15 protein-coding genes are annotated in these 17,980 nt (G+C 61.5%); 5 read left to right on the top strand and 10 right to left on the bottom strand.

What is annotated here, in order from left to right; genetic code table 11:
- Nucleotides 1-88: 88 nt before the first annotated feature.
- The 5 genes from K1567_RS09070 to K1567_RS09050 all read right to left on the bottom strand — a co-directional run bounded on the left by K1567_RS09070 (nt 89) and on the right by K1567_RS09050 (nt 9,544).
- Complete coding sequence (locus tag K1567_RS09070; protein WP_099312669.1) at nt 89-1,702, bottom strand: J domain-containing protein; 1,614 nt, start codon at nt 1,700-1,702, stop codon at nt 89-91.
- Between the two features lie 11 nt (nt 1,703-1,713).
- Nucleotides 1,714-3,411 carry a molecular chaperone HscC gene (locus K1567_RS09065; protein ID WP_047883030.1) on the bottom strand — a complete coding sequence of 566 codons (1,698 nt, stop codon included), beginning with the start codon at nt 3,409-3,411 and terminating at the stop codon, nt 1,714-1,716.
- Nucleotides 3,412-3,779: 368 nt separating this feature from the next.
- Nucleotides 3,780-5,237 (bottom strand): AdeC/AdeK/OprM family multidrug efflux complex outer membrane factor, encoded by a 1,458-nt coding sequence (adeC, locus tag K1567_RS09060; RefSeq protein WP_034112333.1) that lies wholly within the window; start codon nt 5,235-5,237, stop codon nt 3,780-3,782.
- Nucleotides 5,234-8,395, bottom strand: a complete 3,162-nt coding sequence (locus K1567_RS09055; RefSeq protein ID WP_034112334.1) for an efflux RND transporter permease subunit — start codon at nt 8,393-8,395, stop codon at nt 5,234-5,236. The genes adeC and K1567_RS09055 overlap by 4 nt, the downstream gene beginning before the upstream one ends.
- A gap of 3 nt (nt 8,396-8,398) precedes the next feature.
- Nucleotides 8,399-9,544, bottom strand: coding sequence for an efflux RND transporter periplasmic adaptor subunit (locus K1567_RS09050; RefSeq protein ID WP_034096328.1), 1,146 nt, complete (start codon nt 9,542-9,544; stop codon nt 8,399-8,401).
- Between the two features lie 286 nt (nt 9,545-9,830).
- Here K1567_RS09050 and K1567_RS09045 point away from each other — a divergent pair, with 286 nt between their 5' ends.
- Nucleotides 9,831-10,463: a TetR family transcriptional regulator gene (locus K1567_RS09045; protein WP_034096329.1), complete on the top strand. Its 633-nt coding sequence runs from the start codon at nt 9,831-9,833 to the stop codon at nt 10,461-10,463.
- A 284-nt stretch (nt 10,464-10,747) separates the two neighbouring features.
- Here K1567_RS09045 and K1567_RS09040 read toward each other — a convergent pair whose 3' ends face one another.
- The 3 genes from K1567_RS09040 to K1567_RS09030 are packed head-to-tail and all read right to left on the bottom strand — an operon-like array spanning nt 10,748 to nt 13,329.
- On the bottom strand, nt 10,748-11,803 hold the full coding sequence (locus tag K1567_RS09040; protein ID WP_034096330.1) for an alkene reductase: 1,056 nt from the start codon (nt 11,801-11,803) through the stop codon (nt 10,748-10,750).
- 28 nt (nt 11,804-11,831) lie between these two features.
- Complete coding sequence (locus tag K1567_RS09035) at nt 11,832-12,998, bottom strand: MFS transporter (RefSeq protein ID WP_034096331.1); 1,167 nt, start codon at nt 12,996-12,998, stop codon at nt 11,832-11,834.
- A gap of 13 nt (nt 12,999-13,011) precedes the next feature.
- Nucleotides 13,012-13,329 (bottom strand): helix-turn-helix transcriptional regulator, encoded by a 318-nt coding sequence (locus K1567_RS09030; protein ID WP_034096332.1) that lies wholly within the window; start codon nt 13,327-13,329, stop codon nt 13,012-13,014.
- A gap of 155 nt (nt 13,330-13,484) precedes the next feature.
- Between K1567_RS09030 and K1567_RS09025 the strand changes: the two genes are divergently transcribed.
- Nucleotides 13,485-14,069, top strand: coding sequence for an ACP phosphodiesterase (locus K1567_RS09025; RefSeq protein WP_220698391.1), 585 nt, complete (start codon nt 13,485-13,487; stop codon nt 14,067-14,069).
- A gap of 34 nt (nt 14,070-14,103) precedes the next feature.
- On the opposite strand, the gene K1567_RS09020 is transcribed toward K1567_RS09025, so the two are convergent.
- On the bottom strand, nt 14,104-14,895 hold the full coding sequence (locus K1567_RS09020) for a lysophospholipid acyltransferase family protein (protein ID WP_034096334.1): 792 nt from the start codon (nt 14,893-14,895) through the stop codon (nt 14,104-14,106).
- Nucleotides 14,895-15,650: an L-ornithine N(alpha)-acyltransferase gene (olsB, locus tag K1567_RS09015; protein ID WP_034096335.1), complete on the bottom strand. Its 756-nt coding sequence runs from the start codon at nt 15,648-15,650 to the stop codon at nt 14,895-14,897. Before olsB ends, K1567_RS09020 begins: the two co-directional genes overlap by 1 nt.
- A gap of 184 nt (nt 15,651-15,834) precedes the next feature.
- Here olsB and K1567_RS09010 point away from each other — a divergent pair, with 184 nt between their 5' ends.
- From K1567_RS09010 to K1567_RS09000, 3 genes are all read left to right on the top strand, one after another.
- Nucleotides 15,835-16,908, top strand: coding sequence for a serine hydrolase (locus K1567_RS09010; protein ID WP_220698390.1), 1,074 nt, complete (start codon nt 15,835-15,837; stop codon nt 16,906-16,908).
- Entirely contained in the window at nt 16,905-17,219 is a 315-nt protein-coding gene (locus K1567_RS09005) for a hypothetical protein (protein ID WP_034112342.1), read from the top strand. The genes K1567_RS09010 and K1567_RS09005 overlap by 4 nt, the downstream gene beginning before the upstream one ends.
- 170 nt (nt 17,220-17,389) lie before the next feature.
- Nucleotides 17,390-17,980 (top strand): YceI family protein, encoded by a 591-nt coding sequence (locus tag K1567_RS09000; RefSeq protein WP_220698389.1) that lies wholly within the window; start codon nt 17,390-17,392, stop codon nt 17,978-17,980.

Here is a 17,980-nt window from a genome sequence, read left to right as displayed (position 1 = left end):
GCGGCGGTGCGGGGGCGGTTCAATCGGGGGAGGGCGGGTTGTGGGCGATGATCGAACGCAACTTGCCGGGCGCGCAGGCCCGGCAGGCTCAGCGTTTGGGCAGATCGATGTGGGTCCAGGGGAACGCCGGCAGGTAATGCTGGGCCGCGACGATCACGGCCACCATCGCCACCAGGAACACCGCTTGCCATGGGCTCCAGAACGCCCAATGCAGGCCGTTGAGCCACGGGTAGCCTTCGCTGAAGCGTTGGCTCATATGACCGATGCGTTTTTTGTGCAGCAGGTTGATCAGCACCATGCCGGCATAGGTGAACGCTCCGAGGATGCCGAGCATCAAGGCGCAGGCCACCAGCATGATCGCTTGCGGCACGCCGTGGCGGATCACCAGCCAATAGTCGTTGGGGTTGAGTCGCTTGGGGATCAAGCGCTGGCTCAGCCACAAGTCCAGCACTCTGTAGGTCGAACTCATCCCGGCCCAAAACTGCGTAACGCGAAAACCGATACCGGCCGGCACCAGTGCCATGAACATAAAGATCGACACCGACATCAAGTCCAGCTTGTCGGGCCTGGAGTGGGCGATGCTCAGGCCGATACCCAGGGCGAACACGGCCCACAACCGGATAAACACTTGGGTGTAGATCGGCCGTGGCACGAATTTGCGCCAGAAGAATAGGTCAGGCTGAGGCAGCCGCTCGATCAGTTGCGGATAACGCCAGGTCAGGGTCTCGGCCAGGTGCTGGCAGGCGTTCCATTCGTTTTCGCCGAAGGTGTCGATGATGCGTTTTTGTTGAGTGGTGGACATCGGCGTCAGCAATAAGCGCGCGGCCAGAGCGTCGGCGGAGTTGCGTCGGGTGTCCTGGGCTTTTTCTTGCAGATGAGTGAAGAAACTCTCCTGCTCACAACGCGACACCAACTGGCGCCACATCCACGCCGGTTCCGGGTACACCCCTTTCTGATCGTCCCAACCAAATGTCTGGCACACCCGTTCGAACAGCGGCACGCTCCATTGGGTGTCATGCAGCAATTGCAGAACGATGCGTTGCCACTGTTGCTGCAAGTCGAATACCTGTAACCAGGCTTGGCTGTTGTACTGGGTCAATTGGCTGATGAACTCGCGCTCGGCCTGTTGCTCCAGCAGTTCTTGCAAGGTGCGGCGATAGTCCTGCAGCAGTTCGCCGGTCAGCGCCTCGTATTGCCAAGGGGTCATCGCTACCTGCTGCCACGGCGTCAGCCATTCCAGGTGCTGCGCGGCCCATTGGGCGATGGCGCTGCGTTCGCCGGGGGCATTGAAACAATGGCGCAACAGGCCGGCCTGGAACGCGTCGGCGCAACCCTGTTGCCGAGCCTGCGCCCAGCGTTCATCGAGGTTATGGGCATTGAGGCCGCAGATCAGCGCCTCGGCAGGGTCTGGCGCGGGGGCGTCGAACGGCGCCGGGCTGAGGGGGCGCACGTCCATCAGTTCGGCCAGATCGCGGAGGTTGTCGGGAGCCGCCTCGGCCAGCGGTGTCTCGACGGCCACTGTCTCGGCGTTGTCCATGCGCCAGCGCGCTTCGCTCAGCGCTTCTTCATAGGCCTCGCGCAGGCGCTGGAAGCCGGCGGCGTCTTCATCCGGGCGGCAGCTTTTGAGCAGCCGCGCATAGCTGCGTTTGATGGTGCGCTCGTCGGCATCTTCCGGCAGCTGCAGTACGGTCCAACAATCCATGTGATCTTTCCTCAGCGCCAAAAGCCGTTATCGAGCTGCTCCAGTTGCCGGGTCAGTTCGCTGCGGGCTTCGCGGATGCGGCGTTCGTCCTGGGTGTCGAGCACCTGCTGGAACTGAGCGGCCCAATGCCCGAGTTGTTCGCGCAGCTCACCCAGGCTTTCCTGATAGAGCCGTTCAAGGCGCGCGGTCAGAACGGTGTTGACCTGCTGGTCACGCGGATGAATCTTCAGTAACGCCAGGGCTTGCAGGCGTTGCTGGATTTCCTGCGGGCTGAGCACACCTGGGTTGTTTTCGATCACCAGGGAATGTTGCTCGCCGGTGAGCGGGATATTTACCTGGGCTTCCAGCAAGCCGTTATTGTCGTAGGTAAAGCGTACGTCCAGGGAGACCTCACCGGCCTTGCGCTTGGGCACGGCGATTTCCAGTTGGCCCAGTTCGATGTTGTCTTTCACCAAGCGGCTTTCGCCTTGATAGATCTTCAGCAGCACGCGGCTCTGGTCATCGTGCAGGGTGACCACACTTTTGACCCGGCTCACCGGCACGCTGCTGTTGCGTTCGATCAGGGGCAGGTAGTGGCCGCTTTCGATATGGCCGCCGTATTGGTTCGAGGTTTCGATGCCCAGGGTGTAGGGGCACACGTCGGTCAGCACCACTTCTTCCAGCGCGGCGGAACGCGCTTTGAGGGCGGCCTGGATTGCGGCGCCGTGGGCCACCACTTGGTCGGGGTCGAGGCTGATGGAGGGAAAACGCCCGAACAACCCGGCGGCGAGTTTGCGCACCAGCGGCATGCGCGTGGTGCCGCCCACCAGCAGAATTTCATCCAGGTCACTGACACGAATGCGCGCATCGCGCAGGGCCCGCTCGATTGGCGCGCGCAGGCGCTCCAACAGCGGCGTGTAGAGCTTGGCCAGCTCCGCTTGAGTGATGGTTTTGACCCACTGCTGGCCATCGACGCGCAGGGTGAAATCGGCGCTGTCATCTTGGCCCAATGCCTTGCGTACGCGCTCGGCCTCGCGGCGCAGGGTGTGCAGCACGCTGCTGGTGGGCGGAAAGCCTTGGGCGTTGCGCTGGCTGTCGACGAAATGCTCCAGCAGCAGCGTGTCGAAATCTTCGCCGCCCAAGAAATTGTCGCCGGCGCTGGCGCGCACTTCCATGACCCCCTCGAACAGCTCGATGATCGACACGTCAAACGTGCCGCCACCGAGATCGAACACCAGGAACGAGGTTTCTTTGTCGCGTTGATGCAGGCCGTAGGCGAGGGCGGCGGCGGTGGGTTCGTTGATCAGCTTTTCAACGTTGAGCCCGGCCAGCTCACCGGCAATGCGCGTGGCTTTGCGTTGGCCGTCACTGAAGTACGCGGGCACGCTGATCACGGCTTCGGTGACGGTGAGGCCGTAGGTGCGCTCGATGTCTTCTTTCAGGCTTTTGAGCACCAGTGCCGAGAGTTCTTCCGGGCGGAACGAACGGTCGCCCAGGCGCACTTCGGTGGCGCTGCCCATGTAGCGCTTGAACAGCGACGTAGTCAGGTGCGGGTGAGTGTGCAGGCGCTCCTTGGCGGCCTGACCGACCAGCACGCGCCCCTGATCATCCAGCCCGACTACGCTCGGGGTGAGCAATTGGCCAAGGGCATTGCTCACCAATTCGGCGGCATCACCGCGCCAGACCGCTGCGAGACTGTTGGTCGTCCCCAGGTCGATTCCTACGATCATTACGACAAGCTCCCTCTGTGGTCTGTAAGAATCTGTAACCAATTTTCCCGAAAGGCTGAACGCAAAGCAAGACGGTGGCCGCTGACCCGAGCGGGCTGGCGGTGTTTGTCGTCGCGAACGGGATGCTCAACCTTTCAACCTTACGTTTCACCACTGGGGTGTCTACTGTCAGGGTTGACAGTCGAACACGGACTTTTCAGGGCGTAGTTGGGGGTGGTCACAGTAGATGTTGAAGCACGCGAGGGAGGAAAACTCATGAGCTTCGGAAAAGATATAGGAGAGATCTTAACGTCCGGGCAGATACAGAGATAAACGCGCATAAAAAAACGCCTCCTGTCAGGGAGGCGTTTTTCTTGACGACGGCGTTATCAGAACGCCTTGAACGCCGGCGCTTCTTCTTTCAGCGGTTCATTCTTTGCAGTCTGCTCGTTCCAGCCACCGCCGAGGGCCTTGTACAGGTTGACCTCGCTGGTCAACTGCGCGAGGCGGTCGGTGATCAGCGATTGTTGCGCGCTGAACAGTTGGCGCTGTGCATCGAGGAACGTCAGGTTGCTGTCCACACCGATGCGGTAGCGACGCTCAGCCAGGCGGTAGTAATCCTGGTTGGCCTCAACGAAACCGCGTTGGGCTTCCAATTGCTGCTTGTAGGTCGCCCGCGCGGCAAGGCCGTCGGAGACTTCCTGGAAGCCGGTCTGAATCGCCTTCTCGTAGTTCGCCACGTTGATCTCTTTCTGGATCTTCGAGTAGTCCAGGCTGGCGCGCAGGCTGCCGGCGTTGAAGATCGGGATGTTGATCTGCGGCGCGAACGACCAGGTGCCCGAGCCGCCTTTGAACAAGCCGCCCAGGTTCGGGCTGGCGGTGCCGGCGCTGGCGGTCAGGCTGATGCTTGGGAAGAACGCCGCACGGGCTGCGCCGATATTGGCGTTGGCGGCCTTGAGGTTGTACTCGGCCTGCACAATGTCGGGGCGACGTTGCAGCAGGTCCGACGGCAAGCCGGCCGGTACTTCGCTGAGCAGGTCATCCGACAGCGGCTGGCTGGCCAGATTGGCCGGCAGGCCGGTGCCCAGCAGCAGGGTCAGGTTGTTTTCGTCCTGGGCCACCTGGCGGGTGTAGCGGGCCAGGGACACACGGGCGTTTTCCACGGAGGTGCGCGCCTGGCTGAGGTCGAGGGCCGAGGCCACGCCGACTTCGTTGCTACGCGAAGTCAGCTTGTAGCTCTGCTCGAACGCGGCGAGGGTGTCCTGGGTCAGCTTGAGCAGTTCCTTGTCGGCCTGCCAGGTCAGGTAGGCGTTGGCCACACTGGCCACCAGACTGATCTGAGTGCTGCGCCGCGCCTCTTCGGTGGCGAAGTACTTTTGCAAGGCTTCTTCACTCAGGCTGCGCACGCGACCGAACAGGTCCAGCTCGTAGGAGCTGATCCCAAGACCGACCGAGTACTGGCTGGCGATCCTCGATTCGCCGGTCTGCGACAGGCGAGCCGGGGTGCGCGAGCGCTCACCGCTGCCCGTGGCCGAAACGGCCGGGAACAGGTCGGCGCGCTGGATGTTGTATTGCGCGGCGTAGGCATCGATGTTCAAGGCCGCGACACGCAGGTCGCGGTTGTTCACCAATGCGGTCTGGATCAGCTGTTGCAGGGCAGGGTCATGGAAAAACTGCTTCCAGCCTTGCTCGGCAGCAGCCTGACCCGGCGCCTGGGCCGACGAATACGCCGGCCCCTGCGGGTACTGCGCTGCTACCGGCGCGTCGGGGCGCTGGTAGTCAGGGATCAGCGAGCAGCCACTGAGCACGAAGGCTGTGACGGCTAGGGAAAGTAGCGACTTGCTCATTGGCCAGCCTCGTTAGAAGTTTGCTTGGTTTCGGGTTCTTTGCGGTTGCCGATGGCCGACACGGTAGCGAAGAACAGCGGCACCCAGAAGATCGCCAGGACAGTGGCGGTGATCATGCCGCCAATGACGCCGGTACCGATGGCGTGCTGGCTGCCTGAACCGGCGCCCGAGGAGATCGCCAGGGGCAGTACGCCGAGGATGAACGCCATGGAGGTCATGATGATCGGCCGCAGACGCATGCGAGACGCTTCGATAGCCGACTCGACGATGCCTTTACCCTGTTCGTGAAGTTCTTTGGCGAACTCCACGATAAGGATGGCGTTTTTCGCCGCCAGACCCACCGTGACCAACAGGCCCACCTGGAAGAACACGTCGTTGGACAGCCCGCGCATGCTGGTGGCGATCAACGCACCCACCACGCCCAGGGGCACTACCAACACCACCGCAATCGGGATCGACCAGCTCTCGTACAGTGCCGCAAGGCACAGGAACACCACCAGCAGCGACAGCGCATACAACGCCGGAGCCTGGGACCCGGACAAGCGCTCTTCATACGACAGACCCGTCCAGGCATAGCCCACGCCCGCCGGCAGTTGCTTGGCGATGCGTTCCACTTCGGCCATCGCTTCACCGGTGCTGTAACCCGGTGCCGGAGTGCCGAGGATTTCCATCGCGGCCACGCCGTTGTAACGCGAGAGCTTCGGCGAACCGTAGATCCACTTGCCGGTGGCGATGGCCGACAACGGCACCATCTTCCCGGAGTCGCTGCGCACGTACCACTTGTTCAGGTCTTCTGGAGACATGCGGCTGGCGGCTTCACCTTGCACGTACACTTTCTTCACGCGACCACGGTCGATGAAGTCGTTGACGTAGCTGCCACCCAGGGCAATCGCCAGGGTCTGGTTGATGTTGGCCAGGGAGATGCCCTGGGCGCTGGCCTTCTCGTCGTCAACGGTGAGTTCGTATTGCGGCTCATCGTTCACGCCGTTGGGGCGCACACCGGCCAGGATCTTGCTCTGTGCCGCCATACCCAGGAACTGGTTGCGCGCGGCCATCAACTTCTCATGACCGACACCGCCCTGGTCTTGCAGGAACACGTCGAAACCGGTGGCGTTACCCAATTCCAGTACCGACGGCGGCACGATGGCGAACACCATGGCGTCCTGGAACGTCTGCATGAAGTAACCCTGGGCGCGCTTGGCGATCTCGAACACCGAGGTGGACGCATCACGCTCGTCCCACGGCTTAAGCATTACGAACGCCAGGCCGGAGCTTTGGCCACGACCGGCGAAGTTGAAGCCGTTCACGGTAAACACCGATTTGACGCCTTTGCCTTCGCCCGGCTCACCTTCTTTATCGTTGAGCAGGAAGATCCGCATGTCGTCGATGACTTTCTGCGTACGTTCAGCGGTGGAACCGACCGGTGTCTGCACCTGGGCAAAGATCACCCCCTGGTCTTCGTCGGGCAGGAACGCCGCCGGGATGCGCATGAACAGCCAGATCATGCCGGCGAAGATCAGCAGGTACACCAGGAACGCCGGGATCTTGTGCTTGATCATGTTGCCCACGCCGCGCTCGTAGCTCACTACGCTACGGTCGAAGGTGCGGTTGAACCAGCCGAAGAAACCACGCTTGGGTTGGCCGTGCTTCTCGGGATCGATCGGCTTGAGCATGGTGGCGCACAGCGCCGGGGTGAAGATCAGGGCAACCAGTACCGACAGCGCCATGGCCGAAACGATGGTGATGGAGAACTGTTTGTAGATCACCCCGGTGGAACCACCGAAGAACGCCATCGGCAACAGTACCGCCGACAGTACCAGGGCAATACCTACCAGGGCGCCCTGGATCTGGGTCATGGATTTGACCGTCGCTTCTTTAGGCGACAGGTGTTCCTCGGCCATCACCCGCTCGACGTTTTCTACCACCACGATGGCGTCGTCCACCAGCAGGCCGATGGCCAGGATCATGCCGAACATGGTCAGGGTGTTGATGGTGAAACCGAACGCCGCCAGGATGCCGAACGTACCCAGCAATACCACCGGTACGGTCATGGTGGTGATGATGGTGGCGCGGAAGTTTTGCAGGAACAGGAACATCACCAGGAACACCAGCACGATCGCTTCGACCAGGGTGTGCACTACACCGGAGATCGATTCGGTCACTACTGGGGTGGTGTCATACGGCACCACCGCTTTCATGCCAGGCGGGAAGAACGGTTCCAGGGACGCCACGGTGGCGCGGATAGCCTTGGCGGTATCCAGGGCGTTGGCGCCGGATGCCAGTTTGATCGCCATACCGGAGGCCGGCTTGCCGTTGAACTGCGCGCTGATGCTGTAGGTCTGGCCACCCAGCTCGATGCGCGCGACGTCCTTGAGGCGAACCTGGGAGCCGTCGGTGTTGACCTTCATCAGGATGTTGCCGAACTGCTCGGCGGTTTGCAGGCGTGTCTTACCGATGATGGTGGCGTTCAGCTGGGTGCCGGGCAGGGCAGGCAAGCCGCCCAATTGGCCGGTGGCCACCTGTACGTTCTGTGCGGCGATGGCGGTGCTGACGTCGACCGGGGTCAACTGGTAGTTGTTCAGCTTGGCCGGGTCGAGCCAGATACGCATGGCGTACTGGGAACCGAACACCTGGAAGTCACCCACGCCGGCTGTCCGCGAGATCGGGTCCTGGATGTTGGACACGATGTAGTTGGACAGGTCGTCCTTGGTCATGCTGCCGTCTTCGGACACCAGACCGATCACCATCAGGAAGTTCTTCACCGACTTGGTCACGCGGATACCCTGTTGCTGCACTTCTTGCGGCAGCAGCGGGGTGGCCAGGTTCAGCTTGTTCTGCACCTGCACCTGGGCGATGTCGGGGTTGGTACCCTGGTTGAACGTTACGGTGATGGTCATGCTGCCGTCGGAGTTACTGTCCGAGGACACATACCGCAGGTTGTCGATACCGTTGAGCTGTTGCTCGATCACCTGCACCACGGTGTCCTGCACGGTTTGTGCGGACGCGCCTGGGTAGGTCACCTGGATATCGATGGCGGTCGGCGCGATGGCCGGGTATTGGTTGATGGGCAACTTCAGGATCGAGAGTGCCCCGACCAGCATGATCACCAGGGCAATCACCCAGGCGAAAATGGGACGGTCGATAAAAAATTTCGACATGGGTTACTCCCCTTTGCCAGCAGCGGCAGCAGGAGCAGCGGTACCGGCGGGCTTGGCGTTGTCCGCGTCCTTGACCTTGACCTCGGCGCCCGGCTTGACGTACTGCAAGCCTTCGGTGATCACACGGTCACCGGCATTCAAGCCTTTTTCCACCAGCCAGTAGGCGCCGGCGGTACGGTTGGCCACCAGCTCGCGTTGCTCGACCTTGTTGTCCGCGTTGACGATCAACGCCGTAGGAGTGCCTTTGAGATCGCGAGTCACGCCTTGCTGCGGGGCCAGGATCGCCTTGCTGTTCACACCGGCTTGCAGTTGGGCGTGCACGAACATGCCCGGCAACAGGGTGTGATCGGGGTTGGGGAACACGGCGCGCAGGGTCACGGAACCGGTGGTCTGATCGACCGACACTTCGGAAAATTCCAGTTTGCCGTCGTGCTTATAGTCGCTACCGTCTTCCAGGGTCAGCTTGACCTTGGCGGCATTGGCCCCGGCTTTCTCCAGTTGGCCGCTTTCCAGGTCGCGGCGCAGTTTCAGCATTTCGGCTGAAGACTGAGTCACGTCGACGTAGATCGGGTCCAGTTGTTGGATCACGGCCATGGCATCGGCCTGGCCATTGCTGACCAGTGCGCCTTCGGTCACCGAAGAACGGCCGATACGCCCGGAGATCGGCGCGAACACTTTGGTGTAGCGCACGTTGATCTGGGCGGTTTGAACGTTTGCTTCGGCGGTCATGCGATTGGCGACGGCAGTGTCGTATTCCTGACGGCTCACGGCCTGCTCATCCACCAACTGCTTGTAGCGGTCGCTGATGGATTTGGTCTGGCTCAGGCTGGCCTGGGCGCTTTTCAGGGTGGCTTCATAGACCGACGGGTCGATCTGATAAAGCTGCTGGCCTTCCTTCACGTCTGCGCCTTCCTTGAACAGGCGCTTGAGAATAATGCCGTTGACCTGCGGGCGAACTTCCGCGATACGGAAGGCCGTGGTGCGGCCTGGCAGTTCGGACGTCAAGGTAAAGGCTTGCGGTTGCAGGGTGACGACGCCGACCAGAGGGGTTTGAGCGGGCGGAGCCGCTTCTTCCTTTTTACATCCGCTGAGCAGCGATGCCAGGGCGACGGCAGTGACCAGAGCGGTAACAGCTGGCTTAAGTTGCATGAAGATCCTCGGGTCAGGCGCGCAGGGTGCGCACAAGAAGTGTGGAAGGGTAAAAAACAAGCCGCGAGTAGATAAGTAGCTTGCTACGCAATATACTTACGTTCATGGTTGTTTGTAAACTCTTGACAGGCTTTGCGGATTGTTGACAAAGCAATGTCCAAAGCCTCGATTTTAGTACGTTCGGTGCCCATGACGGCGTCGTCCCACAATTATTCAGATGATCGTTAACATCTATTAACACTGCGTTAACGATAGTCCCACGTGTTCTGATTGAGGTTTTACTGCCATGGTTCGTCGCACCAAAGAGGAAGCTCAGGAAACGCGCAGCCAGATTCTCGATGCCGCCGAGCAAGCCTTTTACGAGCGCGGCGTTGCGCGCACCACGCTGGCAGACATCGCCACGTTGGCCGGCGTGACGCGCGGCGCTATCTATTGGCATTTCAGCAATAAGTCCGACTTGCTCCAGGCCCTGCTCGATACGCTGCACGAGCCACTGGACGAGTTGGCGCGGGCCAGTGAAAGCGAGGATGAACTCGACCCGCTGGGCTGCATGCGCAAGCTGCTGATTCGTTTGTTCCATCAAGTGGCCCTGGATCCGAAAACCCGACGCATCAATGAGATCTTGTTTCATAAGTGCGAATTCACCGACGAAATGTGCGACATGCGTCGTCAGCGTCAAACCCACAGCCTGGAATGCAACCTGCGTATCGGCCTGACGCTGCGTAACGCGGTCCATCGCGGGCAGCTACCGGAAAACCTCGACACCACGCGGGGAGCCGTGTGCCTCCATGCGTACATCAACGGGCTGATCGGCCAATGGTTGCTGGTACCCGACAGCTTTCAATTGCAGCAGGAAGCCGAACGCTGGGTAGAGGCCGGGCTGGACATGCTGCGCTTGAGCCCCAGCCTGCGCAATTGAGACAAAATGCGTAATTGCGTCCAGTTGTGTCAACAGTAAAGCCTAAGGACGGTCAATCGTCCTTCTGACTTATTCGTGGGGTGACTTTATATACGGGCTGGCCGGCGCTTGATAGGTAGCCGCCTAAGTATTTTGTAGGGATTTTGTTGCAATGCTGTGAAGGAATGTTACCTAGGCAAAGTGAGAGGGGGCGTGCCCCCGATAGCGAGTGATGGGCAGCTTATAGCCGACCCACCGCTATCGGGGACAAGCCCCCTCCCACATTTGGTTTGTGTTTTAGGCGATTACAGCGGCAGGGTCGGATAGTCGATGTAACCGACCGGGCCTTTGCCATAGAAGGTTTCCGGATGGGCTTCGTTCAGCGGCGCATCGGCCTCCAGGCGAGCCGGAAGATCCGGGTTGGCAATGAAAGGCACGCCGAACGCCACCGCATCCGCTTTACCCTCGGCCAGCCACGCATTGGCGCTGTCCTTGGTGAAGCGTTCATTGGCGATGTAAGCGCCGCCGAAGGCTTTTTTCAGTTGCGGGCCAAGGCTGTCGGCGCCTTCTTTTTCACGGGAGCAGATAAACGCGATGCCGCGCTTGCCCAGCTCAGTGGCCACGTAGGTAAAGGTTTCCGCCAGATTGGCATCGCCCATGTCGTGCGCGTCGGCGCGGGGTGCCAGGTGTACGCCCACGCGGCCGGCGCCCCAGACTTCAATGGCCGCGTCGGTCACTTCCAGCAGCAGGCGTGCACGGTTTTCCAGGGAGCCGCCGTACTGGTCGGTGCGCTGGTTGGTGCTGCTCTGCAGGAATTGGTCGAGCAGGTAGCCGTTGGCGCCGTGGATTTCCACACCGTCGAAACCGGCGGCCTTGGCGTTCTCGGCGCCGGTACGGTAGGCGTCGACGATGTCGGCGATTTCAGCGGTTTCCAGGGCGCGCGGAGTCGGGTAGTCGGCCAGCGGACGCACCAGGCTGACGTGGCCCTTGGGTTGGATCGCACTCGGGGCCACTGGGGTTTCGCCGTTCAGGTACGACGGGTGGGAAATGCGCCCCACATGCCACAGTTGCAGGAAAATCTTGCCGCCGGCGCCGTGCACGGCCTTGGTCACGTTGGCCCAGCCACGCACCTGGTCGTTGGACCAGATACCGGGGGTGTCCGGATAGCCCACGCCCATCGGTGTGACGGAAGTGGCTTCGCTGAGGATCAGCCCGGCAGACGCTCGCTGCACGTAGTACTCGGCCATTAGCGCGTTGGGTACGCGACCGGCGTCGGCGCGGCAGCGGGTCAGCGGGGCCATGATGATGCGGTTCGACAGCTCCACGTCACCCAGTTTGATCGGATCGAAAATAGTCGTCATCGCACAATACCTTCTCTAGTTACTTGGATCAGTTGGTCGCAGGGGCCAGGTCGGCATCGCCGCTCTGACGGAACGTTATCAAGGTCACCAACAGGGCAAGGATCGCCAGGGCAGCGGCCGCCAGCGGCACACTGGTCAGGCCGAAACCATGAGCGATCACGCTGCCACCGACCCAGGCACCGAGGGCGTTGCCGATGTTGAACGCGCCGATGTTCAAGGTGGACACCAGGTTCGGAGCGGCCTTGCCGAAGGTCACCACGTTGATCTGCAGCGCCGGCACGGCGGCGAACGCGGCGGTTGCCCACAGGAACAGGGTGATTTCGGTGGGGATCACGGCGACGCTGGTCCAGCTCAGCGCGGTGGACACCACCGCCATGCTGATAAATACGCCAATCAGCGTGGCCGCCAGACGTTTATCCGCCAGTTTGCCGCCGATGATGTTGCCCACGGTCAGGCCCAGGCCGATCAGCAGCAGGGTCCAGGTCACGCCTTTGGGCGACACTCCGGTGACATCGCCCAACAGCGGCGCCACATAGGTGAAGAGGGTGAACATGGACGCAGCGAACAGCGCCGTCATGCTCAGCGACAGCCAGATACCAGCACCCTTGAGGGCGGCCAGTTCGGCGCGCATGTCGAGCTTTTCTTCATCGCGCTTGGCCGGCAAGAAGCGGATCAGCCCGATCAGCGCCACCACACCGATCACCGTCACGGCCCAGAAGGTCGAGCGCCAGCCGGCTTGCTGGCCCAGTGCGGTGCCCAGGGGCACGCCGAGGACATTGGCCAGGGTCAAACCGGTGAACATCAGGGCTACGGCCGAGGCCCGCTTGTTGGCCGGCACCAGGTTGGCCGCCACCACCGAACCAATGCCGAAGAACGCGCCGTGGCACAGTGCGGTGACCACGCGGGCAAACATCAGCACGTTGTAGTCGCTGGCCAGTGCGCAGAGCAGGTTGCCGATAATGAAGATCCCCATCAACGCGACCAGAGCTGCCTTGCGTGGCAGTTTGGCCGTGGCCAGTGCCATAAATGGCGCGCCAATGGCCACGCCCAGGGCGTAACCGGTGACCAGCCAACCGGCGCCAGGGATCGATACACCGAGGTCCGCCGCCACATCGGGCAGCAAACCCATGATGACGAACTCGGTGGTGCCGATGGCGAAGGCGCTCAAGGCCAGGATGAGGAGCGAGAGGGGCATTTGCGGATCCTTTTTACAGCGGTTCAGCGCTGAGTTCAGTGATAAGCGCCGTGAGGAAGGCTTGGATCGCTTCCTCATTGCGTTTGAAAAAGTGCCACTGCCCGGCCTTCTGGCTGCTGATCAGACCCGCCCGTTGCAAGGTGGCCAGGTGCGCCGACACGGTCGACTGGGACAAGCCGCAGCGCTGGTCGATCTGCCCGGCACAGATGCCGTATTCGTGGTTGTGCAATTGCTCGGGGAATTGCACTTTTGGGTCTTTGAGCCAGTTGAGGATGTCTCGCCGTACTGGGTGCGCCAGGGCTTTTATTATTTCGTCGAGGTCGATGGACATGGCAGTGTGCTCGGTGTCGTAAAGCGTTATATCGCGATGAGGCGAACTTTAAATCGGTATATCCCGATATACCAATACGATTTAGCTCTGAGATCATCTCAAATCGGTATATCGGGTTATAACGATACGTTGGCGGCAGTGCTAAACTGCGCGCCATGAATTATCTCGCACATCTGCACTTGGGCGGCCAACTTCCTGCGCAACTGCTGGGCAGCCTGTATGGCGACTTCGTTAAAGGCCGTCTGCAGGGCCAGTTCAGCCCATCCATCGAAGCGGCGATCCAGTTGCATCGCTCGATCGACCGTTTTACCGACAGCCATCCGTTGGTGGGGCAGGCGCTGTCGCGCTTCAGCCTGACCCGTCGGCGCTATGCGGGGATTGTTCTGGACGTGTTCTTCGATCACTGCCTGGCGCGGGATTGGACCTTCTATGCCGACCAGCCGCTGGAGCACTTCACCTCGCAGGTATACCGCGTATTGGCTGCCGAACCGCAGTTGCCCGGGCGCTTGGCGCAGATTGCGCCGTTTATGGCGGCCGATGATTGGTTGGGCTCGTACCGCGACTTTGCGGTGATGGAGCAGGTGTTGCGTGGGATTTCGCGGCGGCTGACGCAGCCTGAGGAGTTGGGGCAGGCGATGCAGGAGTTGCGACTTTTATATGAACCGTTGAGTGAAGACTTCCGGCGCTTCTACCCTGAATTGCAGGTGTTCGCACAGTCTCAACTGACAACATCAAACTAAATGTGAAGGGGGCTTGCCCCCTCCCACATTTGTCTCAAGCTGCGAACGCTGGTCGCGCCGCTACTTGTTCTACCTCCGGCACCGGCCCAAACAACACCTTCTGCACCGCCTGCTGCGCCTGGTAAGCCAGCGCCGCGCGTTCCTGCCCGGCGCACGCAATCGGTGTGAGCACATGAATTTCCACATCGCCCTGGTCATTGGCGAACAACCGCATCAGGTGCGAGAGCAAGTCGTCATCGCCGATAAACGGCGCCAGGGGATCGACCTGTCCGTCACGCAGGTAACGGATCGCCACCGGTTGCAGCGACACATCCGCATCGATGGCGCTGGCCAGCAGGCGCCCGTGGAAGGTGCGCAGGCTGCGACCGTCGGTGGTGGTGCCTTCGGGGAACATCAGCAGCGGGTGCTGTTGTTCCAGGTGGCGGGTCATTTGTTTGCGGATCAGTTGGCTGTCGCCCGAACCCCGGCGGATAAATAGGCTACCGGCCTTGGCCGCCAGCCAGCCGGCCACCGGCCAGGTGCGCACTTCGGCCTTGGACAGGAACGACATCGGCGCCACGGCGCCCAACAGCGGAATGTCGGTCCAGGACACGTGGTTGCTCACCCACAGCATCGGCTGCGTCGGCAACTCACCGTGTACCGTCACGCGAAAGGGTAGGGCGTTGGTCAGCCGCGCCATGAAAAACCGCGACCAGCGTTGGCGCCGCACCATCGAGTTGGCGATGCCCAGCCGCTCGAACACACCGAACACGCTGGCCATGCTCAAGCCCAGCGCCACCACCAGCAACACCCGGGCGATGCGCCCGTACACGCGCAGGCGGCTCATCACATGGCCGCCTTGAAATGGCGCGCATAGCGTGGGCACAACTCGTCGCGCTTGAGCAGGATAAATACGTCGGCCACTTGGAAATCCTCATCCCAGCACGGCTCGCCGCAGATCTTCGCCCCCAGGCGCATATAGGCCTTGAGCAGCGGCGGCATTTCGGCGATCACGTTGGACGGCAGATCCAGGGCCGGCAGCGGTTTTTTCGGCTCGGCGCGCAGGTGCTCGTTGCACAGATAGCGTTCGCGCAGACGCTGCATGATCGCGTGTGCCTGGATGCCGCCGTCGTGCATGGGAATGCTCGCGCAACCCATCAAATAGCTGTAGCCGCCCTGGTTGAGCACTTCGGCCAACTCCCCCCACAACACGGCGATGGTGCCGCCGTTGCGATAGGCCGGGTCGACGCAGGTGCGGCCAATCTCCAGGATCGGGCCTTTGAGATGGAGCAAGCCATGCAGGCTGAATTCTTCTTCACTGTAGAACCGCCCCAGCGTGCTGGCGGCCTGGTGGTCGAGCAAGCGTGTGGTGGCTACCAGACGACCGGTGTTCAAGTCCCGCACGCCGATATGGCTGCAGTGCACATCATAATCATCCATGTCCAGGCCATGTTCCGCGCCTTTCAGCTTGGCATTGAACTCGCCGCTGAATACGTTGAACCGCAGGGCCTGGGCTTCCTGCAAAGCCTGGGCACCGATCAGGCGTTCGGCTTGCAGACGGCGTTCATTGCCGGTGTCGCTGATGCGGGCGATCTGAGTCATGGCGAGTCTCCGAGTGCCGGCCACGTTTCGGCCGGTCGACTTTGTTGTCCAAACTCAGGCTATGGAGGCCCGGTGTCATCTCCATGAAGTTATGGTGACGCTTGGATGACAGGCACTGTGTCGTCAATCTGTCATCCAGCGGGGCTAGGCTCGCGGGTTTGAATGCCCCGTTGAGTCCGTGTCTATGGTCAAAGGTCTGTTGTGCGCCGTGCTGCTGTTAATCACTATTAACGGCCATGCTGAGACCTGGCCTGACCAGGAATGGGCCAAGGGCACGCCGCTCACCGGCCCCGCGCTCGAAGCCCTGGACGCCTATGCCTTTGCACCGCGCGACGACGCCACCCGCCAAGGCATTCGCACCGATGCCTTACTGGTGATCCGCGACGGTAAAGTTATTTACGAACGCTACGCCGCGCCCACCAGCGCCAGCACGCCGCACCTGACTTGGTCGGTGAGCAAAAGCCTGATGGCCTGCGTGCTGGGCGTGGCTTATGGCGACAATCGCTTCAAATTGAGCGACCCGGTGGCGCGTTTCTACCCGCCGATGAAGCAGCACCCGACGGTGACCATGGCCGACCTGCTGCACTGGGCCTCGGGCCTGGACTGGCAGGAAGACTACGAATTCGCCCCGCTAAAATCCTCCGTCGTGGCGATGCTCTACACCCGCGGGCGCGCGGATATGGCCGAGTTCGCCGCGAACAGCGACACCTTCAGCGCACCGGGGCGGGCGTTTCGGTATTCCAGTGGCGACAGCAATCTTTTATCCGCTGCTCTTAAAGGCATGCTTGGCCACAAGGCGTACATGAGCTACCCGTGGGATGCGCTGTTCACACCGCTGGGTATTCGCAATGCCACCTGGGAAACCGACGCCGACGAAACCTTTGTTGCCTCGTCCTATGCCTACCTCACCGCTCGCGATCTTGCGCGGGTCGGCCTACTGATGGCGCGGGATGGGCGTTGGAAGGATCAGCAACTGCTGCCCAGGGACTGGGTGGCCTTCAGTCGCCAGGCATTCGATAACTACAAAGCCGGCCAGGACGAAGCCACGCCCGGCGGCCATTGGTGGCTCAATCAAGGCACACCAAGGCCCTGGCCCGATGCCCCCGCCGACACCTTCGCCGCCCTCGGCCACTGGGGCCAGGCGCTGTATGTGATGCCCGAGCAGCGCCTGGTGATCGTGCGCTACGGCGACGACCGCGACGGCAGCTACCGCCACAACGAACTGCTCAAACGCGTACTTGCGGCGGTGCAACCATGATCCGTCGTCGTCCGTTCACCAGCCTGTTTCTGCTGCTGTTGCTCGCGCTGTTGGGGTGGGTTTGGCACGAGCGCGTCAACCTGCAAGCCTTCCCCGATATCATCGCGGCGTACACCGCCAAGGAATATTGCTCCTGCCGCTATGTAGCGAATCACCCGGCGGCGTATTGCCTGGGGTACGTAAAACAGTACGTGCCGACCAGCGCGTTCACCGATAACCCGCTGCGTAGCGAAGTAACGGCCAGTGGCTTGGGGCGCACCCATACGGCGCGTTGGTTGGGGGAGCGCCAAGGCTGTCGCCTGAACCCCTGACACAAGATCCCCTGCGGGAGCGGGCTTGCCCGCCAAAGCTGTCTGTCAGTAAAGATGTACCAACAGGCTCACCGCATTTTCGCGAGCAAGCCCACTCCCACATTTGGATTTGCGCCGTTCGTGACATTGCGCTTAAGGTTCGTGCAGGTTTTTCGCCCCGCGAGTCCTTAATGTTCGACGTTTCGTTTATCAAACCCCTGGCTTTTGTCCTGCTGGCCGCTGTTGCCGTGCCCGCCCACGCCGACTGGTACCTGGACAACGAGTCCTCGCGCCTGTCTTTCGTCACCACCAAAAACACCGAGATTGCCGAGGTCCAGCGCTTCCTGGTCTTGCACGGCAAGGTCGACGACAAGGGCGCGGCGCAGGTGCAGGTGGAGCTGGAGTCGGTCAACAGTGGCATTCCGCTGCGCGATGAACGCATGCGCAATCAGTTGTTCGAGATCAAGACCTTCCCCGAAGCGCTGATCAGCGCACAGATCAACCTGCAACCCATCAATGATCTGGCCCCGGGCGCGCAACTGGAGTTGCGCCTGCCCCTGAGTGTGACCTTGCATGGCAAGACCCAGACCTACAGCGCCGAGCTGCTGGCTACGCGCCTGGATGACCGACGCTTCCAGGTGGTGACCCTGGAACCGGTGGTGCTGCACGGCGAGGATTTCGACCTGGCGCCCGGGGTGGCCGCGCTGCGCAAGGCGGCCGGGCTCAAGTCCATCAGTTTGTCGGTGCCGGTGGGTGCGGTGCTGATCTTCACGGCGCGCTGA

Origin of the sequence: Pseudomonas sp. S5F11 (genome assembly GCF_019641515.1) — a bacterium.
Classification (GTDB): domain Bacteria; phylum Pseudomonadota; class Gammaproteobacteria; order Pseudomonadales; family Pseudomonadaceae; genus Aquipseudomonas; species Aquipseudomonas rhodesiae.
The sequence above is the reverse complement of the archived record's forward strand: the minus strand, read 5'-3'. Positions and strand labels throughout refer to the sequence as shown.